Annotated in this window: 25 protein-coding genes; 12 read left to right on the top strand and 13 right to left on the bottom strand. The window is 59.5% G+C overall.

Annotated elements, in window-relative coordinates; all coding sequences use genetic code 11:
- Positions 1-72 precede the first annotated feature (72 nt).
- The 3 genes from HX792_RS23035 (at position 73) to HX792_RS23045 (ending at position 2239) form a co-directional block, all read left to right on the top strand.
- Positions 73-1023: a LysR family transcriptional regulator gene (locus HX792_RS23035; protein WP_176998251.1), complete on the top strand. Its 951-nt coding sequence runs from the start codon at positions 73-75 to the stop codon at positions 1021-1023.
- Positions 1024-1103: 80 nt separating this feature from the next.
- The gene (locus HX792_RS23040) at positions 1104-1556 is read left to right on the top strand and encodes a MarR family winged helix-turn-helix transcriptional regulator (RefSeq protein WP_176998252.1); all 453 of its coding nucleotides are present in this window, start codon (positions 1104-1106) and stop codon (positions 1554-1556) included.
- A gap of 263 nt (positions 1557-1819) precedes the next feature.
- On the top strand, positions 1820-2239 hold the full coding sequence (locus HX792_RS23045) for an organic hydroperoxide resistance protein (RefSeq protein WP_176998253.1): 420 nt from the start codon (positions 1820-1822) through the stop codon (positions 2237-2239).
- A 65-nt stretch (positions 2240-2304) separates the two neighbouring features.
- On the opposite strand, the gene HX792_RS23050 is transcribed toward HX792_RS23045, so the two are convergent.
- Together HX792_RS23050 and earP are read right to left on the bottom strand one after the other, a co-directional pair.
- Positions 2305-2877, bottom strand: coding sequence for an elongation factor P (locus HX792_RS23050; RefSeq protein WP_003172723.1), 573 nt, complete (start codon positions 2875-2877; stop codon positions 2305-2307).
- A gap of 49 nt (positions 2878-2926) precedes the next feature.
- On the bottom strand, positions 2927-4060 hold the full coding sequence (earP, locus tag HX792_RS23055; protein WP_176998254.1) for an elongation factor P maturation arginine rhamnosyltransferase EarP: 1134 nt from the start codon (positions 4058-4060) through the stop codon (positions 2927-2929).
- A gap of 132 nt (positions 4061-4192) precedes the next feature.
- Between earP and HX792_RS23060 the strand changes: the two genes are divergently transcribed.
- On the top strand, positions 4193-4561 hold the full coding sequence (locus HX792_RS23060; protein ID WP_176998255.1) for a hypothetical protein: 369 nt from the start codon (positions 4193-4195) through the stop codon (positions 4559-4561).
- Between the two features lie 5 nt (positions 4562-4566).
- Positions 4567-5049, top strand: a complete 483-nt coding sequence (locus HX792_RS23065) for a GreA/GreB family elongation factor (RefSeq protein WP_176998256.1) — start codon at positions 4567-4569, stop codon at positions 5047-5049.
- Between the two features lie 106 nt (positions 5050-5155).
- Here HX792_RS23065 and cysB read toward each other — a convergent pair whose 3' ends face one another.
- The 5 genes from cysB to HX792_RS23090 all read right to left on the bottom strand — a co-directional run bounded on the left by cysB (position 5156) and on the right by HX792_RS23090 (position 9085).
- Positions 5156-6130: an HTH-type transcriptional regulator CysB gene (cysB, locus tag HX792_RS23070; RefSeq protein WP_003189876.1), complete on the bottom strand. Its 975-nt coding sequence runs from the start codon at positions 6128-6130 to the stop codon at positions 5156-5158.
- 104 nt (positions 6131-6234) lie between these two features.
- Positions 6235-6735, bottom strand: coding sequence for a universal stress protein (locus HX792_RS23075; protein WP_176998257.1), 501 nt, complete (start codon positions 6733-6735; stop codon positions 6235-6237).
- Between the two features lie 76 nt (positions 6736-6811).
- Positions 6812-7723, bottom strand: coding sequence for a 5'-nucleotidase (locus HX792_RS23080; RefSeq protein ID WP_176998258.1), 912 nt, complete (start codon positions 7721-7723; stop codon positions 6812-6814).
- 16 nt (positions 7724-7739) lie between these two features.
- The gene (locus tag HX792_RS23085) at positions 7740-8702 is read right to left on the bottom strand and encodes a putative 2-dehydropantoate 2-reductase (protein ID WP_176998259.1); all 963 of its coding nucleotides are present in this window, start codon (positions 8700-8702) and stop codon (positions 7740-7742) included.
- On the bottom strand, positions 8699-9085 hold the full coding sequence (locus HX792_RS23090) for a thioredoxin (protein WP_176998260.1): 387 nt from the start codon (positions 9083-9085) through the stop codon (positions 8699-8701). The genes HX792_RS23085 and HX792_RS23090 overlap by 4 nt, the downstream gene beginning before the upstream one ends.
- Here HX792_RS23090 and HX792_RS23095 point away from each other — a divergent pair.
- Together HX792_RS23095 and HX792_RS23100 are read left to right on the top strand one after the other, a co-directional pair.
- The gene (locus HX792_RS23095) at positions 9084-9518 is read left to right on the top strand and encodes a PilZ domain-containing protein (protein ID WP_176998261.1); all 435 of its coding nucleotides are present in this window, start codon (positions 9084-9086) and stop codon (positions 9516-9518) included. The genes HX792_RS23090 and HX792_RS23095 overlap by 2 nt on opposite strands.
- A 131-nt stretch (positions 9519-9649) precedes the next feature.
- The gene (locus HX792_RS23100; RefSeq protein ID WP_010211874.1) at positions 9650-10726 is read left to right on the top strand and encodes a 3-deoxy-7-phosphoheptulonate synthase; all 1077 of its coding nucleotides are present in this window, start codon (positions 9650-9652) and stop codon (positions 10724-10726) included.
- A gap of 65 nt (positions 10727-10791) precedes the next feature.
- Here HX792_RS23100 and HX792_RS23105 read toward each other — a convergent pair whose 3' ends face one another.
- Complete coding sequence (locus tag HX792_RS23105) at positions 10792-11073, bottom strand: GNAT family N-acetyltransferase (protein ID WP_003189869.1); 282 nt, start codon at positions 11071-11073, stop codon at positions 10792-10794.
- A 612-nt stretch (positions 11074-11685) separates the two neighbouring features.
- Between HX792_RS23105 and oprI the strand changes: the two genes are divergently transcribed.
- A complete protein-coding gene (gene oprI / locus HX792_RS23110; RefSeq protein WP_003172710.1) occupies positions 11686-11937 on the top strand; it encodes an outer membrane lipoprotei OprI in 252 nt (83 codons plus the stop codon).
- Positions 11938-12060: 123 nt separating this feature from the next.
- Here oprI and HX792_RS23115 read toward each other — a convergent pair whose 3' ends face one another.
- From HX792_RS23115 to HX792_RS23125, 3 genes are all read right to left on the bottom strand, one after another.
- On the bottom strand, positions 12061-13029 hold the full coding sequence (locus HX792_RS23115) for a L,D-transpeptidase family protein (RefSeq protein ID WP_176998262.1): 969 nt from the start codon (positions 13027-13029) through the stop codon (positions 12061-12063).
- 82 nt (positions 13030-13111) lie between these two features.
- Positions 13112-13405, bottom strand: coding sequence for a hypothetical protein (locus HX792_RS23120; RefSeq protein ID WP_016972348.1), 294 nt, complete (start codon positions 13403-13405; stop codon positions 13112-13114).
- Positions 13406-13463: 58 nt separating this feature from the next.
- Complete coding sequence (locus tag HX792_RS23125; RefSeq protein WP_176998263.1) at positions 13464-14069, bottom strand: arylesterase; 606 nt, start codon at positions 14067-14069, stop codon at positions 13464-13466.
- Positions 14070-14079: 10 nt separating this feature from the next.
- On the opposite strand from HX792_RS23125, the gene HX792_RS23130 reads away from it, so the two are divergent.
- Together HX792_RS23130 and HX792_RS23135 are read left to right on the top strand one after the other, a co-directional pair.
- Positions 14080-14763 (top strand): ABC transporter ATP-binding protein, encoded by a 684-nt coding sequence (locus tag HX792_RS23130; protein WP_005786391.1) that lies wholly within the window; start codon positions 14080-14082, stop codon positions 14761-14763.
- Positions 14763-17273 carry an ABC transporter permease gene (locus HX792_RS23135; RefSeq protein ID WP_176998264.1) on the top strand — a complete coding sequence of 837 codons (2511 nt, stop codon included), beginning with the start codon at positions 14763-14765 and terminating at the stop codon, positions 17271-17273. The genes HX792_RS23130 and HX792_RS23135 overlap by 1 nt, the downstream gene beginning before the upstream one ends.
- Before the next feature lie 45 nt (positions 17274-17318).
- On the opposite strand, the gene greB is transcribed toward HX792_RS23135, so the two are convergent.
- A complete protein-coding gene (gene greB / locus HX792_RS23140) occupies positions 17319-17792 on the bottom strand; it encodes a transcription elongation factor GreB (protein WP_176998265.1) in 474 nt (157 codons plus the stop codon).
- Positions 17793-17924: 132 nt separating this feature from the next.
- Positions 17925-18863 carry a hypothetical protein gene (locus tag HX792_RS23145; RefSeq protein ID WP_176998266.1) on the bottom strand — a complete coding sequence of 313 codons (939 nt, stop codon included), beginning with the start codon at positions 18861-18863 and terminating at the stop codon, positions 17925-17927.
- A gap of 248 nt (positions 18864-19111) precedes the next feature.
- On the opposite strand from HX792_RS23145, the gene HX792_RS23150 reads away from it, so the two are divergent.
- Both HX792_RS23150 and HX792_RS23155 read left to right on the top strand, forming a co-directional pair.
- Positions 19112-20038: an ABC transporter ATP-binding protein gene (locus HX792_RS23150; protein WP_176998267.1), complete on the top strand. Its 927-nt coding sequence runs from the start codon at positions 19112-19114 to the stop codon at positions 20036-20038.
- A complete protein-coding gene (locus HX792_RS23155; protein WP_176998268.1) occupies positions 20035-20760 on the top strand; it encodes an ABC transporter permease in 726 nt (241 codons plus the stop codon). The genes HX792_RS23150 and HX792_RS23155 overlap by 4 nt, the downstream gene beginning before the upstream one ends.
- Positions 20761-20764: the final 4 nt, after the last annotated feature.

Raw genomic sequence — 20764 nt, forward strand, 5'->3', positions numbered from 1 at the left:
GCAGTCGGCTCTGGCGCGGAAACGCACAGCAACGCACAATGGCTGTGCCAATCTCGCATAAGCGTATGTTCAATGAACCCTAATGCCCTGACCGATCAACTGGGTCTGTTCCTCGATGTGCTGGAAACCGGCAGTTTTTCTGCCGCTGCACGCCGCCATCCACTGACGCCCTCCGCCGTAGCACGGCGTATCGACAGCCTGGAAAGTTCGGTGGGCAGCCAGCTGTTCCAGCGCAGCACCCATGCGGTGGTGCCTACCCCGGCAGGCCTGGCCTTTGCCGAGCGCGCGCGGCGGATCGTCAGCGAACTGCAGTTGGCGCGCGCCGAGGCGGTGTCCTTGAGCCACGCGCCGGAAGGCCTGATTCGTGTGGATGCGCCGGCGGCGTTCGGTCGGCGGCACTTGGCCCCGGTGATTGCCGACTTCCTGAATGTGTACCCGGGGCTGGATGTACACCTGCACCTGATCGACAGTTTTGTGGACATGCAGGGCGCGCATTTGGGCAAGGTCGACTTGGTGCTGCGCGCGGGGCATATCGTCGATACCCGGCTGATTGCCACGCCCCTGGCCAGTATCGTGCGGGTCGCTTGCGCCAGCCCGGCCTACCTGAAAAACCGCGGTACACCCACTCATCCGCGCGAGCTCAGCGACCACGACGGCCTGGACTGGGATGGGCTGGCGCCGATGTTCGCCTGGCGCTTCGAACTGGATGGGCGCCGCGCCACCTATCGCCCCAAACGTATCCGCATGAGCGCCAACAATGCCGAGGCGCTGCTGTCGGGCGCTTTGGCGGGGTTGGGGATCGCGCACCTTCCCACCTGGCTGGCGAGTGAATACCTGGTGCGCGGTGAATTGCTGCCACTGTTCTGCGAAAACGGCCTGCCCAGCCCGGAAACCACCGGGATCTACGCGTTGCGCCTGGAACAACAGGCCAACGCCCGCAGCCGCTTGCTGCTGGAATACCTCAAGTCACGTTTCAGCCCCGTGCCGCCTTGGGATCTGGCCCTGCAAAGCGGCTTGGTCTGACCGGGCAGACAGAATTATCTGGCGCATTAAAGATTTGGCCGCTAGATTCCAGCCCAGACACGCTTTTTCGAGGCACCGCCATGAGCAAGAACCCTGACCCGTGCGAATCACTGATGCTGGACAACCAGCTGTGCTTTGCCCTTCACTCCACGTCGCTGTTGATGACCAAGGTCTACAAACCGCTGCTGCAGGCCCTTGGCCTGACCTACCCGCAATACCTGGCCATGATGGTGTTGTGGGAAGAAGACGGTTTGACCGTCGGCGAAATCAGCAGCCGACTGCTGACCGACCCGGGCTCACTGACCCCGCTGCTCAAGCGCCTGGAGGCTGAAGGCGTACTCAGCCGTACCCGCAGTCGAGAAGATGAACGGGTTGTCGTGGTGGAGTTGACCGACGCCGGCCGCGCCTTGCAGGACAAGGCCATGGGCATTCCGCAGTGCATTCTCGGCGCCAGCGGTTTGGAACTCGAACAACTGCAAAAGCTGCAAGCTGACCTGATCGCGTTGCGCACCAATCTGCAAACCAACGTTTGACGCGTTAGGCCAGAAGCAGAAACTCTGAAATGTGGGAGCTGGCTTGCCTGCGATAGCGTCCTACCAGTCACTGCAGTATTGACTGACCCTCCGCTATCGCAGGCAAGCCAGCTCCCACATTTGTTTTGTGACGGGTCAGAAAATCGCTCATTGCGAAATAATTTGTAAATTTATCTTGCGCGCAAAACATTTGCGCTATACATTCATTTCACCAACTACTTAGCGCGCAAACATTTAGCGCTAAAAACCAAGAGGACGACACCATGCAAACTCTCTACACCGCAGTAGCCACCGCCACCGGCGGCCGTGATGGTCGTGCTGTTTCCAACGACAACATCCTCGACGTCAAACTCTCCACTCCCAAGGAACTGGGCGGTGCTGGCGGCCAGGCGACCAACCCAGAGCAGCTGTTCGCCGCTGGCTACTCGGCTTGCTTTATCGGCGCGCTGAAGTTCGTCGCCAGCCAGACCAAACGCAAAATCCCCGATGACGCATCGATCACCGCCCACGTTGGCATCGGCCAGATCCCCGGTGGTTTCGGCCTGGACATCGACCTGAACATCAACCTCCCGGGCCTGGCCCAGGAAGACGCGCAAAGCCTGGTCGATGCTGCCCACCAGGTGTGCCCGTACTCCAACGCCACCCGTGGCAATGTGGATGTGCGCCTGCACGTCACTGTCTGAAAAACAGACGCCCATAAAAAAACCCGACGCTAGCGTCGGGTTTTTTCGTATCGGCAGGGCCAGAATTACTTCTTGGCGCGACCTTTGTACGAACCACCTTCACGGGTGTCGATTTCGATCAGGTCGTCGATTTCGATGAAGTCGGCAACTTGCAGCTCGGTACCGTTGCTCAGCTTGGCTGGCTTCATGACCTTGCCCGAAGTGTCGCCGCGAGCGGAACCTTCGGTGTAGGCCACTTTACGCACGATGGTGGTCGGCAGCTCTACGGAAACCAGGCGCTCTTCGAAGAAAATCGCTTCGCAGACGTCTTCCATGCCTTCTTCGATGAACGGCAGAACGGCTTCGATATCTTCAGCGTTCAGCTCGTACATGGTGTAGTCAGTGGTGTCCATGAACGTGTAGGTGTCGCCGCTGATGAAGGACAGGGTCGCTTCTTTGCGGTCGAGGATCACGTCGTCCAGTTTGTCGTCGGCGCTGTAAACGATCTCGGTCTTGTAACCGGTCAGCAGGTTCTTCAGCTTGGTCTTCATGATTGCGCTGTTACGACCAGACTTGGTGAACTCAGCTTTCTGAACCAGCCAAGGGTCGTTTTCGAGACGGATCACTGTACCGGGTTTCAGTTCTTTACCAGTTTTCATTGCATATATCCGAAATTTGGATGGGATTTACAAAATTCAAGGTGGCGTATCATATCCAACTTTCATAAAACTGTACCAGCGCCGTCGCAAGATCAGCCTGCAAGCCTTGTTCCAGACACCACGATTGCGCGTGCTGGCTCACCTCCGGCCAGTGTTCCAGCAGCATTTTCCACGGCTGTGCCATATCGCCATCCGTGTTCCAGGCTTGCCAGAGCGCGATCAGTGCAGCCTTGGCGGCCGGGGATAACGCCTCGGTATAGAGCGCCAGGAATGCATCGAGCTTGTCCAGGTGGATGTCTTCGTCCTGCCGATAGATGTGCCACAACAGCGGACGCCCGGCCCACTGGGCGCGCACGAACGAGTCTTCACCGCGCACCGCGTTGAACTCGCAACTCCACAGCAGACGGTCATATTGTTCCTGGCGCACGAACGGCAGCACCTGCACCGTCAGTCCCTCGCGCACGTGGATATCGCCCGCTACCAGTCCCTCAATGCCCAACCAGTGCTGCACATCACCCAGAATTCGCCCTTCCGGAACCAACAGATGAGTGGCGCGCCCGTCCGTCGCCAACACGTCCAGCCAACTGGCTAGCCCTGCATTTTCATAGGCGAACAGCGACATCAAACGCGCGCCAGGCGCAGGAAACACGCCCAAGGATTGCAAGAATTGCTGCTGCGCAGCGCTATCTTGCTGAAACGCCTGACGCTGCTCCAACAGGCCCGCCTCACGCAACAAGCCGCCGGTTCCCACACGAAAACCAGGAAAGAAGAAGTACTTCTGCACGCCCTTGAACTTCACCGATGGCAGGCGATGACACCCCACCACCCAGTCTTCGGCGCTGAGATAATCCAGGTTCATCCACAACGGCGTACGTTCGCGCGCGGCCATGGCTTCCATATAGTCCGGAGGCAGTTGGCAGGCGAATGCCGCAATGACCACATCGGCGGACGCGGTCCCGGGCCATTCGGCCGGCCAGTGCCGCACTTCAACGCCCTCCTGCCATTGTGCATCCCGCTGCACATCAATTTCCGGACACATGCGCTCGAAGGCCCGCAGGTCATCAACCCACAAGCGCACGTCACAACCGTGCTCCATCACCAATTGCCGGGCCAGGCGCCAGGTCACGCCGATGTCGCCGTAGTTGTCGACGACGCTGCAAAAAATATCCCAGCGGGCTTTCATTCCGGGCTCCAACGATCAAAGGCTCGATTGTCCGCATAAATGCACCGATGCAGAAGGCTTGATCGCGATTATTCTGCACGGTGGCTGTGCGACAATCGCCGCCACGCCGCAAATGCCTGCCAGGAGGCCGTCATGTCTGATCGTCCGTTGTCGCTGTTCAAGCTCAGTGTCGCTATCGCGTTTGGCGTCTGGCTGGGGTTTGTCGCCATCGTGCTGAGCACCTGGCTGGCGTCTCGCTACCTGTTCCCGCAAAGCCTGGCACCGGTGGCCCAGGCGGTGCAGCAATTGGGCAAGCCCGCGGTTGCGCCAGCCGAGCCGCCGAACCGGATGTTCGAGCAGTATCAGCAGAACCTGCAAAAGCAGGAACAACAGCAAGCCCTGGACCAGGCCCGCAGCAATGCGCGTAACCTGTCCAACCCCAAATGCCAGTTCTGGCTGCAACAGGACCAGAACGCCCCCAACGAAAAGACCCGAGCCAATGTCCTGCAATTCTGCGATTGATGACCATGAATAAACACGCCGTCCTCCAGTTGATCCTGGAACAGCTAAGCGTCGACCTCGATATCGCCCAACGCGCCGCGCAGACCGCCTACGAAACCGCGACCCACGAAGAAAACATCGCGGAAAACAAGTACGACACGCTGGGGTTGGAAGCTTCCTATCTCGCCGCCGGGCAGGCCAAGCGCGTCGAGGAGATCAAGCAGGCACTGACGCTGTGCCAGAACCTGCAACTGCGGGCCTACGATGATCAGCGGGGAATCGAAATGGGCGCACTCGTGGGGCTGGAAGACGAGAATGGCCGCCAGCAATGGCTGTTCCTGGCGCCTGATGCAGCGGGCTTGAAGGTGGACGTGGTGGGGCAACCGGTGACCGTCATCACCCCACGCTCGCCCCTGGGCAAAGGCCTGCTGGGCAAGTTCGAAGGGGATGAGGTCGAGATTCTGGTGGCGGGCGCCCGGCAGTTTTTTGCGATTACCGAGGCCAAATAATGATCCCCTGTAGGAGCCGGCTTGCCGGCGATGGCGGTGTGACAGGCAATTTATTTGCCAGCCATGCCATCGTCATCGCCAGCAAGCCGGCGCCTGCAAGGTGTTATCAGTGGACAGGCAGTTCAACGCCGTCGAACAGCTCTTCCAGCTCTTGCTTGTTGTGGCACTGGATCGCCTTAGCCATGACTTCACGGGTCAGGTGCGGCGCAAACTTCTCGATGAAATCGCACATAAAGCCACGCAAGAACGTGCCACGGCGGAAACCGATCTTGGTCACGCTGGATTCGAACAGTTCGCTGGCATCAAGCACCACCAGGTCTTTGTCGAGGTTGGTGTCGACCGCCATCTTGGCGACGATACCCACGCCCAGCCCCAGGCGTACATAGGTCTTGATCACGTCAGCGTCGGCAGCGGTGAACACCACTTTGGGCGTCAGGCCGCGATGGCTGAAGGCTTCGTCGAGCTTGGAGCGGCCGGTGAAACCGAACACGTAGGTCACGATCGGGTATTCAGCCAGGGCTTCCAGGGTCAGCTTCGGCAGCTTGGCCAATGGGTGGCCTTGCGGCACGACCACGCAACGGTTCCAGCGGTAGCACGGCATCATCACCAAGTCGCCGAACAGCTCCAGCGCTTCGGTGGCAATGGCGAAATCCACGGTGCCGTCAGCGGCCATCTCGGCGATCTGCATCGGCGAACCCTGGTGCATGTGCAGCGCAACATCCGGGTACTGCTTGATGAAATCACGGATCACCGGCGGTAACGCATAACGCGCCTGGGTGTGGGTAGTGGCGATGGACAGGGTGCCTTTCTTCTCGTTGGAGAATTCCTGGGCGATCTGCTTGATGCTTTCGACTTTGCGCAGGATCTCACCAGCGGTGGTGATGATGCGCTCACCGGCCGGGGTGACGCGGGTCAAGTGCTTGCCGCTGCGCGCGAACACTTCAACACCCAGCTCGTCTTCGAGCAGGCGGATCTGCTTGCTGATACCGGGTTGCGAGGTGTAGAGGCTTTGAGCGGTAGCGGAAACGTTGAGGTCGTGGTGCGCCACTTCCCAGATGTAGCGCAGTTGTTGAAGCTTCATATGTATCCCTCAAAGCAGATAGACGCCACGGGTATCAGCGACGGTATATAACTATATTAAAGGTTAGACGGATAAATCTAGAACTTTTTATCGTTTATTACCATTCATATATCGTCGCTGCGCCGGCGCTGCAGCGAAGGCACCAGGTACACCGGCACCGTAGACAACTGCAGCACCCGCGCGGCCGTGCGCCCCAGCGGTGTGGCGGCCGCCGTCGCGTGGCTATGACTACCTACGATCAGCAGGTCGACGGAAAGTTTGCGCAGTTGGTCGAGAATCACTTCGCACGGGTCCCCCTGAATCACCCGCACCGAACGGATCAGCTTCAAGTCTTGCTCCCCCTCCCCCAACTCCTCGCGAAAACTGTCCAGCACCCGCTGCTCGATCGTCGCCATGACGGTGGTCAGCCCCTGAGTCTGCCATTCGCTCAAAGCCTTCTCATCAAGGTAGCTCTGCAACACCGATTCGGCGAACAGCCCGATCGGCTCGACCACATGAATCACGTACAGATCCGCCTTGAACGTTCGCGCCAGCGCCAGGGCATGTTGCATTACATAAGGCGCATACAGACCCAAGTCTGTCGCGTACAGCATCGAACGGATCATAGAACCCCCTGGAAGGCCAGGACGGCGGAGATGAAATGAGCTTAGCAGCGCCTCGCCGAGTTCGACTGACTTAGCGCTACGACTGGATCTTCAACTCGTTGCTGATGCCATGGGGCACATGCCCGGTGGCGACCACCTCCCTGGCTTTCTCGCAATGACCGGCCTGGTCATCGAAAAACACGTCGGCGGCGAATGCCTCCAGGAAGGCCGATTTTTCCAGCCCTCCAAGAAACAGAGATTCGTCCAGGCGGATGTCCCATTCGCGCAACGTGCGAATCACCCGCTCATGGGACGGCGCCGAGCGTGCCGTCACCAGTGCGGTGCGGATCGGGCAGGCCTCGTCGGGGAACTCACGCTGCAACAGGTTGAGCGCTGCCAGGAATCCCTTGAACGGACCACCGTGCAAAGGCTGGCGCGCCGATTCTCGCTCGCTTGCCTGGAATGCGGCCAATCCACCCTCTTGGTAGACACGCTCAGACTCGTCGGAAAACAGCACCGCATCGCCATCGAACGCAATCCGCAGTTCCTCACTCGATGCCCGGCGTGCGCCGCCTGACAGGATCGTCGCCGCAGCGAAACCGGCGTCCAGTGCACTGCGCACATCTTCAGCGTGGGTGGATAGAAACAGGTGACAACCAAAGGCGGCGAGATAAGGATAGGGACTACGGCCGCCAACGAACGCAGCGCGGGAAATATCCAGGCCGTAATGCTGGATCGAATTGAACACGCGCAGCCCGGTGTCGGCGCTGTTGCGCGACACCAGCACCACTTCGACCCGCGCACGGCCCAGGCTGGCGTTGAGGCTGAGCAGCTTTTTGACCAGCGGGAAGGCGTCACCGGGTTCGAGGGTTTCCTCCTCGTGATCGATCTGGTACTTGCGGTAAGCCTCGACGCCTTGCGCGAGGTAGACCTTGTGGCTGTCACTGAGGTCGAACAGCGCCCGTGACGAAATCGCCAGCACCAGCTTGTCGCCCAATCCCTTCGCCATCGCGCTTCCCTCCGACTCAGCGGTTATGCCGATCAATAAAACTCAAGGCCTGGTAAAGCGCCTGCATGCGCGGCAGCTCGCAACCGGCAGCCTTGGCGGCGGCCAATGGTCGAGCATAGATGGCGGCCAGCTCCAGGGGACGTTTGTGCACGTGGTCGTGGTACATGCTTGGCAGGTAGTCATCCATGGTCTCGGTCATGGCGAACATCTGCTCAGCGTAGCTCGCAGGAATTTCATGGCCGCAGGCGTGAGCGCCCCGTACCACTTCAGCCATCAACGCCTGGATCAGTTCACGGCTGGACTCGTCCGCCATCATTGCGGTCGTGCCCGTGCCCAGTAAGACAGAGAGACCGTTATAAGGCACGTTCCACACCAGCTTGTGCCAGCGCGCCTGGTGCACGTTGGCCATGGCCTGGGACTCGATACCTGCCGTGTGAAACAGCGCGGCGCCCTCTTCGACAATCGCTTTCTGCCGGGACTCATCGTTGGCCGCCGTGCCGCTGTGATAACCGAGATTGACCCGGCCCAGTGCCTGATGTTCAACGACGCCAGGGCCGGAGCGGTGCACGCCGATATAACACAGCCCGCCCAGCAGGTGCAGCGAGGGCGGCAGGTGCTCACGCAGGCTGTCTTCCACATCCAGGCCGTTCTGCAACAGCACCACCTTGGCATCCGGTGCCGCGACCTGGGCGATGGTCGGGGCCAGGTCGACATTGCCGGTGGACTTGGTGCCTACCAATAGCCAGTCGCACGGCGGCATGTCGGCAGCGCGGGCGTAGGCTTGCACCGGGTGCAAATGCAGTGCCCCGTGCACGGTGCTGTTGAGATGCAAACCGTGTTCGCTGACCGCCGCATATTCGCTGCGCAACAGAAAGTGCACGTCGAACCCGGCACGCGCCAGCATCAAGCCATAGAACCCACCGATGGCGCCGGTGCCGATGATGCCAATGCGGGGTGACTTGAGTGCAACTGCGGTCATGGCAAATCCTCTGGTGTACGGGTGAGTGCCTGGTTCAGGACCTCAACAAGGTCGGAGTGTGTAAGACGCGTCTGTAATTGCCCCAGGAACTGACCCTCGCACACGAGGAACAACGCGGGCAAATGAAAGATCTGGTAGCGTTCGACCGCACCGCCGTTGTGCCCGGCGTCCACCCAGCACACCCGGTCCACCGGCAACTGCCAGCCAGGCAATTGCTGGCGTGCCCAACGGCAACTGGAACACCCTACACTGGTGAACACCACGAGCGAAATACCTGGCAATCCCAGCAATTGCTGGTCAATATCCAGGTCGGTCAATTCCAGTTCCTTCACTATACTGCTGCCACCGCCGTCAATTGGACGGTGCTCGGAGTCCGTGTACATGGGTCGTTTTTTACCTCACCCTGATGATGTCGCTGTCGAGTTAATCCAACGTCCCTCACCTGCCATCCCCCGCCAACGCCTGCACACTATCGGCCTGGGCGGTATAGCCTGCCAATGGCCGCGCGCCTGGCGCGAAGGCACGGCGGTTGATCTGCTCATCCCGTCATTGGGCGCCAGTGCGCGCTATCCGGGCTATGTGGCGTGGTGCCGCAAGGTGGAAAACGGCTACCGCGTCGGTGTGTCGTTTACCGATGAACATGCCCTGTTCGGCGCGCGAATGGGTGAGCAAGCATGCCGGATGGAGCGCTATTGCCGCCAGCATGAAGACGCCGAGCCGACCCCCGAGCAACTCGAAGCCCTGGCCCGCGAGTGGGTCTCGCGCCATGCCGGCGAGTTCTCCCATGAGGCCTTTGTGGCGCCAGCACTGGATTAAAGCGGGTTTTGCCCATTGTCGCGGGCCCGTGTTACGCGCTAAGGTTCCTCCCCCCTGCATTCAAATCATGCTGTGCTCCGCCGCACGGGGATGGCTGGCGGCCGGCACCCGTGACCCTGACGAGTAACACGATGGCTGATTTACCGATCAATGACCTTAACGTCGAATCCAACGAGACCCTGATCACACCCGATCAGCTCAAGCGCGAAATCCCCCTGAGCGACGCTGCCCTGCAGACCGTCACCAAGGGCCGCGAAGTCATCCGTGACATTCTCGACGGCACCGACCACCGCCTCTTCGTCGTCATCGGGCCTTGCTCGATCCACGACCTCAAGGCCGCCCACGAATACGCCGAGCGCCTCAAGGTACTGGCGGCTGAAGTGTCCGATACCTTGTACCTGGTGATGCGCGTCTACTTCGAAAAACCGCGCACCACCGTCGGCTGGAAAGGCTTGATCAACGACCCGTACCTGGACGACTCGTTCAAGATCCAGGATGGCTTGCACATCGGTCGCCAGCTGTTGCTGGATCTGGCTGAAATGGGCCTGCCGACCGCCACCGAAGCGCTTGACCCGATCTCCCCGCAATACCTGCAGGACCTGATCAGCTGGTCGGCCATTGGTGCGCGCACCACCGAATCCCAGACCCACCGCGAAATGGCCTCCGGCCTGTCGTCGGCCGTTGGCTTCAAGAATGGCACCGACGGCGGCCTGACCGTGGCGATCAACGCCCTGCAATCGGTCTCTAGCCCGCACCGCTTCCTGGGGATCAACCAGGAAGGTGGCGTGTCCATCGTCACCACCAAGGGCAACGCCTACGGTCACGTGGTATTGCGCGGCGGCAACGGCAAGCCCAACTATGACTCAGTCAGCGTTGCGCTGTGCGAGCAGGCGTTGAACAAGGCCAAGATCAAACCGAACATCATGGTCGACTGCAGCCACGCCAACTCCAACAAGGACCCGGCCCTGCAACCGCTGGTGATGGAGAACGTCGCCAACCAGATTCTGGAAGGCAACCAGTCGATCATCGGCCTGATGGTCGAGAGCCACCTGAACTGGGGTTGCCAGGCGATTCCAAAAGACCTGGCCGACTTGCAGTACGGCGTGTCGATCACCGATGCCTGCATCGACTGGTCCGCCACCGAAAACACCCTGCGCAGCATGCACGCCAAGCTCAAGGACGTTTTGCCCAAGCGCAAACGCACCTGAGTACACACTGCGCACACAAAAACGCCGGGCAAAGCCCGGCGTTTTTCAGGGTGCTGTCTTAAGCCTTACAGCTTCGCGGCATGGCGCTGGTGGCGCTCCATGTAGCGTTCGACATAAGAGCACGAAGGGATCACCGTGTAGCCGGCCTCTTCGGCGAACTTCAGGGCTTCCTCGGTCAATGCCGCTGCAATGCCACGGCCTCGCAGTGCGTTGGGCACGAAGGTCCGATAGATATCCAGGGTCTGTTTACCGAGGTCCATATAGGTCAGATAGGCACGATGACCGTCCACATTGGTCTCGAACTGATGACCAGCCTGGTCATGGTGGATGGACAACGCCTCGCTCATCACTACTCCTCGCGGGTCTTGTATTGCGACCCCTACCTTACCGATGTTTTTCCGGCGAAGGAACATCTACGCCACCCCGTGCCGGTTCCGACAACGAGAAAACCTATAGCGCTCACAACCAGCACGTAGGGAATAGTAGGCACCATTACTGCAATAGCTCAAGGCGCGCTTGTCATCCCCTGCCGCTGGAGGTTACAGAAAGGGCTTCGATCAACCGATGACCGATAGCCTGAACATTGCCGGCAGTTGAAGCTTGAGACGAACTGCCGCTCTTAAAGTCACCTCTACATGCGCAAAAGATGCCAGCTGAGGTAAAGCCAAGCCGAAGCTAAGTGTCAACGCCGATATATAATTCTTCACCTGTTTAGCCGGCCTAACACATGCTGGCCGGACCTTTCAGGCTGGATCCAGTTCCCGGAAAAATGAAAAAAATTGGACGGTTTTTATACAAACCTCCAAAAGATTAGCCAAAATAGATTCGGCGCAAGAATTTTTTTTGCTTCTTGCGCTACGTCAGTTTACTTACTACAAGTAATGAGTAGTATGTACGCCGGCTATCAGCTCACTCTGAGAAAGTAGCCATTTAATAGAAAGTCCTTGAAGGGGAACACGATGAACAACGTTCTGAAATTCTCTGCTCTGGCTCTGGCCGCAGTTCTGGCTACCGGTTGCAGCAGCGTCTCCAAAGAAACCGAAGCTCGTCTGACTGCAACTGAAGACGCAGCAGCTCGCTCCCAGGCTCGTGCAGACGAAGCCTACCGTAAAGCTGATGAAGCTCTGGCTGCTGCTCAAAAAGCACAACAGACTGCTGACGAAGCTAACGAGCGCGCTCTGCGCATGCTTGAAAAAGCTAGCCGCAAGTAATAATCCCTCGGGGTTGTTATCAAGCCGATCCATTTATGGATCGGCTTTTTTATTGCCCAAGGTTTTGTACCTGAACCGCGGGCAATAAAAAGCCCGCCGTAGCGGGCTGTTAATCGAACAGCGTTACTGCTGCAGGTCGATCGGCGCGCTGGCTGCGACCGAAGCTGCACCCGGCACACCGATTTCCGTGGGCAACCCGTCTTCCGCCGCGACCACATCACGCACCTGGTCCCAGTTGACCCGCAGGTTATTGGCCAGGTCTTCACGCTTGAGCAGCGCGTTGATGACGGCCGTGTGCTTGTCGACCACCGACGGTGTGCCATCGTCGTTCAGCGGCGTATGCGCTTCCAGATACACCTTGCCACCACTGCTGCCGAACTTGTACGCGTCGTTGATGATGCGCACCGACGTACCGACCGGCACCATGCCCGCCATTTCCAGCACATTGTTGTTGAACATGCGGAAGCAGCCGTGGCTTGTACGCGTGCCGATACCAAATTTCATGTTGGAACCGTGGATCAGGTAACCCGGCGTGCCCAGGGTGAACTTGAACGGCCCCAACGGGTTGTCCGGACCGGCAGGCACCACGTTGGGCAACGGGTCGCCATTGGCGGCGTGCTCGGCCTTGATCGAGGCGGGTGGCGTCCAGGTCGGGTTGGGGGTCTTGGCGATGATGCTGGTGTGGGCGATCGGCGAGCCCCAACCCTCACGGCCAATACCCAGCGGGAAGGTGTAGACCACGTTCTGCCCTTTCGGGAAGTAGTAGAGCCGGTACTCCGCCAGGTTGATCACAATGCCTTCACGCGGGCCGGGCGGCAGGATGAAGCGGGTCGGCAATACAATTTCGGTACCGGCGCCGGGCAACCAGGCGTCCACGCCGGGGTTGGCCGCGACCATCTCCGAATAGCCCAGGTCATAGGTGGTGCCAAGGTCGGCAAAGGTGTCTTCGTACTTGGCCTTGATCACCTGGACCTGACCGACGATATCTTCACCTGGCGGCGGCAAAGGCAACTGCAAGGCTGCTGCCGAACCTGCGGCGCAAAGGGCAGCAAGAGACAGGCAGCAGGTAACGACGGAAAGGCGCGACAACATCCGGAAAATCCTTCGCAGAACGACGGGTAGGGAAAAATTGATTGTATACGCGAAGCGAACTTCAAGCACCACGCGGGCGGCGTTACAGCTCGAAGCGCAGCTCCGGCCAGATCGGCGGCGTACCGCGTTTCTGAGACTCGAGAATCGCCCTGCACAGCGGGCACAGGCGTTGGTCCTGGAAGATCGAGCGATCCACCGATGACCAGCGCGGCTGGGCCGGCAGCAACGTCCCGCAGAGCGTGCGGTCAATCGAGCCACCCAGCTCCAATTGACGCGCGACCAGATGCACCCGGACTTCCTGGCAGGCGAACAGATCCAACTGCTCGTCAGGCTCGATCAGTTGGTAGTTGAACAGGGACCAGGCAGGACGCGACATCGGGGGCTCCAGATCGGGGGGGCGCCACCTTAGCCGAAAGCCTGCCGGTAGAAAAGCGTCATAGCAGCGGTTTTAGCGTCGGCCAGACATTTTCCAGCAACTTGCCCTGGGCGCCGACGGCCGGGTGCAATCCATCAGCCTGCATCAACTCCGGATGACCACCGATGCCGTCCAGGAAAAACGGCACCAGCGGCACGTCTTTCTCCTTGGCCAGGGTGCCATAGACTTCGGCAAAGGCGTTGGTGTAGCGCGGGCCATAATTGGGTGGCAGCTGCATCCCCAGCAACAGCACCTTGGCACCGATGGCTTTGGAGCGGTCGATCATCGAAGCAAGATTTTGTTGCAATTGCGCCGGTGGCTGACCCCGCAGGCCATCGTTGCCGCCCAACTCGATGATCACGACTTCGGGTTTATGCTCTGCAAGTGCCGCCGGCAGCCGCGCCAGGCCTCCGGCACTGGTGTCACCGCTGATGGACGCGTTGACCACTTTATCGTCGAAACCTTCCTGCTTGAGCCGTTGCTCGAGCAGTGCGACCCACCCTTTGCGGGTATCCAGGCCGAAACCGGCACTGATACTATCGCCAACGATCAGGACTGTACCCGCCGCTGCGTTCTGGGCCATGCACATCAAGGCCAGGCCAGCACTCAAAAACCACATTCGCATCGGATTCTCCATGGGCGCAAGCATTCTCACCGCGCGGAACCTTAGCAAAGTGGTTCCCAGCGCGGAAGGTGAACTGACTATCCTGCACGAACTGAGCCTGGAACTGAACAAGGGCGACAGCCTGGCCATCGTCGGCAGTTCCGGTTCCGGCAAATCCACCCTCCTCGGCCTTCTGGCCGGCCTCGACCTGCCCAGCAGCGGTGAAGTCACCCTCGCCGGCCAAGCCTTGAGTACCCTCGATGAAGACCAGCGCGCACGCATCCGTGCCGAGCACGTCGGCTTCGTCTTTCAATCCTTCCAATTGCTCGACAGCCTCAACGCCCTGGAAAACGTCATGCTGCCGCTGGAGCTGGACGGTCGCAAAGACGCCCGCGAGCGCGCCAGACACCTGCTTGAGCGTGTAGGCCTGGGCCAACGCCTGACCCACTCGCCGCGCCAACTTTCCGGTGGCGAACAACAACGGGTGGCAATTGCCCGTGCCTTTGCCGCCGAACCGGACGTGCTGTTTGCCGATGAACCCACCGGCAACCTCGACAGCCACACCGGCGAGCGCATCAGCGACCTGCTGTTCGAACTCAATAAAGAGAGCGGCACGACCCTGGTGCTGGTCACCCACGACGAGCGCCTGGCCCACCGTTGCCGACGCCTGATCCGCCTTGAAGCCGGCCTGATGGTCGCACCCCTGGAGCCTTGATGGCACGTTTGCCGCTGTTGCGCCTGTTCAGCCTTGCCATGCGCCAATTGCTGCGCGACGCCCGCGCCGGTGAATTGCGCGTGCTGTTTTTCGCCTTGCTGGTGGCTGTGGCCGCCAGCACGGCCATCGGTTATTTCGGGGCGCGTCTCAACGGCGCCATGCTGTTGCGCGCCACCGAGTTCCTTGGGGCCGACCTGGTGCTGGAGGGCAGTTCGCCCGCACGCCCCGAGCAAATCAAATCCGGGACCGAGCTGGGCCTGGATCACGCACGCATCGTCGAGTTCTCCAGTGTGATCGCTGCCGACAGCGGCATTCAGCTGTCGAGCATCAAGGCCGTCAACGAGCAGTACCCGCTGCGTGGAGAACTGAAAAGCGCCGCCGAACCCTATGGGGCCGAAACGCCCGGCGGCGGCCCCAAGCCCGGCGAAGCCTGGGTGGAAGCACGGCTGCTGACTGCGCTGAACCTGAAGGTCGGCGACAGCATCGATGTCGGCATGAAAACCCTACGCCTTGCGCGCATCCTCACCTATGAGCCCGACCGAGCCGGCAACTTCTACAGCCTCACGCCACGGGTGATGATCAACCTGTCGGACCTGGACGCCACCGGCGTGGTCCAGCCAGGCAGTCGCGTGAGCTACCGCGAACTGTGGCGCGCCCCCCAGGGCAGCACGGCGCTGCAAACCTACCGCGACCTGGTCAAGCCGGGGCTTGCTGCCAACCAGCGCCTGCAGGATTCGCGCGATGGCAACCAGCAAATCGGCGGCGCTCTGGGCAAGGCCGAGCGCTACCTGAACATGGCCAGCCTGGTTGCGGTGCTGCTGGCCGGTGTGGCGGTGGCATTGTCCGCCAACCGCTTTGCCAGCCGTCGCTTCGATGCCAGTGCCTTGTTGCGCTGCCTCGGGCTGTCACGACGCGAAGCTATGCTGCTGTTCAGCCTGCAACTGGCCGTACTGGGCCTGCTGGCGAGTCTCGCCGGCGCGCTGCTGGGCTGGCTGGCGCAATTTGGCCTGTTCTACTTCCTGCATGATTTGCTGCCCGCTGATGTGCCACCAGGTGGGCTGCTGCCCGCCGTCGCGGGCATCGGCACCGGGCTGGTCGCCCTCGCCGGCTTTGCCCTGCCGCCACTGGCTGCGCTGGGCCGCGTGCCACCGTTGCGCGTGTTGCGTCGCGACCTGCTGCCGATCCCGTCCAGCACCTGGATGGTCTACGGTGCGGCATTGTTCGCCCTGGGCCTGATCATGTGGCGCCTGAGCCTCGACCTGGTGCTGACCTTCGCGCTTCTGGGCGGCGGTGTCATCGCTGCGCTGATACTGGGTGGCTTGCTCCTGCTGCTGTTGCAAAGCTTGCGGCGGCTGCTGGCGCGTGCGTCCCTGCCGTGGCGCCTGGGCCTTGGCCAGTTGTTGCGCCACCCACTGGCAGCAGCCGGTCAATCCCTGGCGTTTGGGCTGATCTTGTTATCCATGGGTTTGATTGCCTTGTTGCGCGGCGAACTGCTCGACACCTGGCAGAACCAGTTGCCGAAGGATGCGCCCAACTATTTCGCCCTGAATATACTGCCGGCCGACAAGGACGCCTTTGGTGCCCGCTTGCTGGAAGTGCAAGCGCAATCAGCGCCACTGTATCCGGTGGTGCCGGGCCGGTTGATCAGCATCAACGGCGCGCCGGTGCAGGAAATCGTCAGCAAGGACTCCAGCGGCGACCGCGCCGTCCAGCGTGACTTGAGCCTGACGTGGGCTGCGGACTTGCCGCCAGGCAACGTCCTGACTGCTGGTTCCTGGTGGTCGCAGCAACCGGGCGATGGAGTACCAGGCGTGTCGGTAGAAGCCAAGGTTGCCGAGAGCCTGAAGCTCAAGCTCGACGATCACCTGGTCTTTACCGTTGGCGGGGAAAACCGCGAAGCGCGGGTAACCAGCCTGCGCACCATCAACTGGGACAACTTCCAGCCCAACTTCTTCATGATCTTCCAGCCGGGTACCCTGAAGGACCTGCCGGCCACTTACCTCACCAGCTTCTACCTGGCGCCAGGCCATGACCAACAGATCGTCGACCTCTCCCGGGCCTTCCCGGCGGTGACTATCCTGCAGGTCGAGGCATTGCTCGAACAGCTGCGCAGCATCCTCGCCCAGGTGACCCTGGCAGTAGAGTATGTGCTGCTGTTTGTGCTGGCCGCCGGGATGGCCGTGCTGTTCTCGGGCTTGCAAGCCACCCTGGACGAACGGATTCGCCAGGGCGCGCTGTTACGGGCGCTGGGTGCCGAACGCAAGCTGCTGGTCAAGGCGCGGCGCATCGAGTTCGGCTTGCTGGGGGCGGTCAGCGGCTTGCTGGCAGCATTGGGCACGGAGCTGGTAACACTGGTGTTGTACCGCTACGCCTTTGACCTGGCCTGGCAACCTCACCCATGGCTGTTGCTGCTGCCTGTGATCGGAGCGGTGCTGATCGGCGGAGCCGGTGTATTCGGTACACGCCGAGCGCTGAACGCCAGCCCGTTGACGGTGCTGCGCGAAGGCTGAAACGACGATGGCCCGCGCACTGTCCGGTGCGCGGGCCATCAATGGTTACTTCACATACTCGATACCGGTGATCCACCAGCACACTTCCCCGCCTGGGGTCTGCACAATGGCCTCATCGTCTACCTCCTTGCGCAGCAAGGCCCTGGCCATGGGCGAATCGATGGAGATGTAATCCATCCGGTCGTAAATCTCGTCATACCCGACGATGCGAAAGCGCTTGGTCTCGCCCGCCTCGTTTTCAATATCGACCCACGCACCGAAGAACACCTTGCCCTCCTGCTCGGGCATGTACTCCACAACCCGCATGTCTTCCAGGCGCTTGCGCAGGTAGCGCACCCGCCGATCAATCTCGCGCAGCAGTTTCTTGTTGTACTGGTAATCGGCGTTTTCACTGCGATCCCCCAGGGACGCCGCCCAAGTCACCTTGCGGGTAGTGTCCGGGCGCTTTTCCCGCCACAGGTAATCCAGCTCTTTTTTCAGCGCTTCATGACCTTCTTTGGTAATCAGCTTGGTACTCAAACGCTTGCATCCCCAGGCAAAGTCCAACGGTGCCGATCCGCCAAGGCTTCATGCCCTGGCGTCGGCTGGTTGAGTCGATGATAAATGAACCACGCAAAGTAGCCAGTTCAGTGAGCCATTCGCCGCCCCCCCTCAACCTTCCAGGGACTGATCCAACTCTGCGAGTACACCTCGCAGGCTCGATTGCAGCTGCGACAGGTGGGCCGTCATCCGCGCCTGTTCCTGGGTTTTCTGGCTGACCTCCAACGCTCGCGTATCCAATGTGGCAGCACGTTGGTCCAGCTCACGGCTGCGCTCATCCATCGTGCCTTGCTCCTGTCGCAGCCTCGCGTGCCACTGCTCGAGCATCGACTCACGCTCTGTTATCGCAAGCTTCTGGTGTGTCAGCTCCTGGGCAACCCGGGCAAGATTGGTCAGCGTACTGTCCACCTCGACCAACGAGGCATGGTCCATCTGCGCGTGAACGACCGGCTGCACGGGCGGTGCCACTACGGCGCACTGCGGGATGACTTCAACAGGCGGATCTGGAAGTGGCTGCTCCACAGGCTGCGGCGGATCGACATCTTTGGGGGGCGAGGTCATTTGCGACGAGAAACGAATGGACGGCACGATCAATGAAGCACTTTCGATAGCCGGCAGCACAGGGGCAGACATGCCCAAGGTAATCACTTTCATCACCAGGGCTTTCTTGATGATCACCGAGTGATGGTCTTCAGGCCTGGCAGGTGGCAACTTGCAGCCCTTCAAATCAATGAAGTGATACGGGACCGATGCCTCCACACCTCCCGCTTTAGCACCTGATCCTGCCGCCACCATCAGGATTTGTTTAAACACATGCATGGCCGCCTGCAGGTCTTCCTTGGCGTCCACACCACTCAAGAAATACCGATCGTGTTTTTTGCGCAACGCAGCAATGTAGACCCTGGAACTCCCTGGCTCCATTTCCTCATCCAGGCTGTAGACAAGAAAATTGGACGCGGCTTGAGCAACAGCGAACCCACAGAGCAATGCACCGTTGACGGGCGCATCCTGACCGCCACGTTCAAGAACAAGGGTACGTAGAAGCATCATGATAGACAGGCCTCACTATAAAAAGAACAACATCACATAAACATTCGATAAACAGCCAACCAGTAATAAGCATCAGAACAAAACAATTGTTTCAGCGAACAATCAAGCCAAGCGTAGGATTTGCCTTATAAATCCAGGCGCGCATTCCCAATCAAAATAAACGAACGTACCCTCTTTTAAATCGCGCACTACTGCACGCACGCTTATGGCACCACTCAAATGCTCTACCACACTTGTTCGGTAAAATAATGATCGAAATAAGCAACCTGACAAAAACCCTGGGTAAAAAACGCATCATCAGTGAGTTGTCACTTCGTGTTAAGCATCAGGAATGCGTGGGTCTGCTGGGTGGCAGTGGTGCGGGTAAAACCACACTTCTCAATTTAATAGCTGGTGTGATGAAACCGACAGCGGGCGATATAAAGATTCAGGAATTCAATACCAGGCTTCATCCACTTCAAGTAAAAAAGCGCATTGGCTATCAACGTGAAACGGCACTTTGCCACCCCACAATGTCAGTCAACAGCTTTCTCAACTTCATTGCCTCCCTGCACGGGCTCAGGGGCGCTGAAAAACGCCGTCGCATTGACCTTGCGGCTTCACGCCTGGCACTTTGGCCCGTGCTGGATTACCCCATCGATACCCTTCCGATGGGACTGAAACGCAAGGTGGCCATAGCCCAGGCCATCCTTCATGATCCCGACGTGCTACTGCTTGACGATCCAACCGCAGGGCTCGCGCCCGATCAACAAAACAAGCTCATCGCGCTTATCCGATCCCTGGCCGAAGAGATGGCCGTCATCGTCACCTCCCGCCAAGGTGATGAGTTGGCCACCGTGTGCACCCGCGCGCTAGTCCTTGCAGGTGGACACCTGGTTGCCGATGCTCCGTTTACTCAGTTGCAACGCACTTCTCGCCACTCCCAAGCCATCACGCTGGCCTGCGATATCCCTCTGGACCTGCTGGCATTGGCCGTCTTACCAGGCGTCGCCGGAATCGAAGTGAATCATGACGCCCCCGGAACCGTGACTGTTCTTGCGCTGCCAGGGCACGCTATCTATCTCCCCATAAATGCCCTTATCGCAAACAGAGGGTGGAACATAACAGCCGTGAACCTGGAGCCCGGGCGCGTGGGTGATGTGGTTGATCATCTGAGCCAGGGGAGCCCACTATGAAACTGACCACCCTCATTTTCAAACACCACCTCACCCGTTGCGCCTACACGCCAAGCATCTACCTGCATATCTCGGTTTTCCTGGCACTCTCCGCTGCGCTGGGATTGCTGACAAACCTTTGGCTGGACAAGGAAAGCAGTAACCTGCAAGTGTTCTTTGAATTCCACCCCTGGCTCTACTTATGGCTAATACCGGCACTGTCGATGCAGTTGTGGGCTGATGAATACAACCGAGGCTTTTCCGAACTCATACAAACGCTGCCGATGACTGCAGCAGATCAGATCGTTGGGAAGTTCCTGGCGGGCTGGACCCTCAGCGGTATTGCTTTAATCCTGACATTCCCTGTCATTATCGCTGCCAACTTATTGGGCTCCGTGGACAGCAGCGTTGTCTTTTCACAATATATAAGCAGTTGGCTGCTTGCCGGAAGCTACTTATCCGTCGGGTGTTTCGTTTGCACACTGACACATCGACGAACCCTTACTCCTATATTAACCATCAGCCTATTACTTGCCGCCACAGGACTTTCTTGTGTCCTCGATGCACTTGAGCATCAAACCCCCATCTGGTTGATAGACAGCCTGACCACCCTTGATGTGTTAATACGCTTCGGTGCTGTCGACAACGGCAAGCTTACTCTGCATGACGGCCTGTATTTCATCAGTATGATCCTGGCCTTTCTGTCCGCGGCGACTGTCACGCTTAACGCTAAAAACAGCTGACAAG

The organism is Pseudomonas sp. B6002, assembly GCF_013385985.1.
GTDB lineage: Bacteria > Pseudomonadota > Gammaproteobacteria > Pseudomonadales > Pseudomonadaceae > Aquipseudomonas.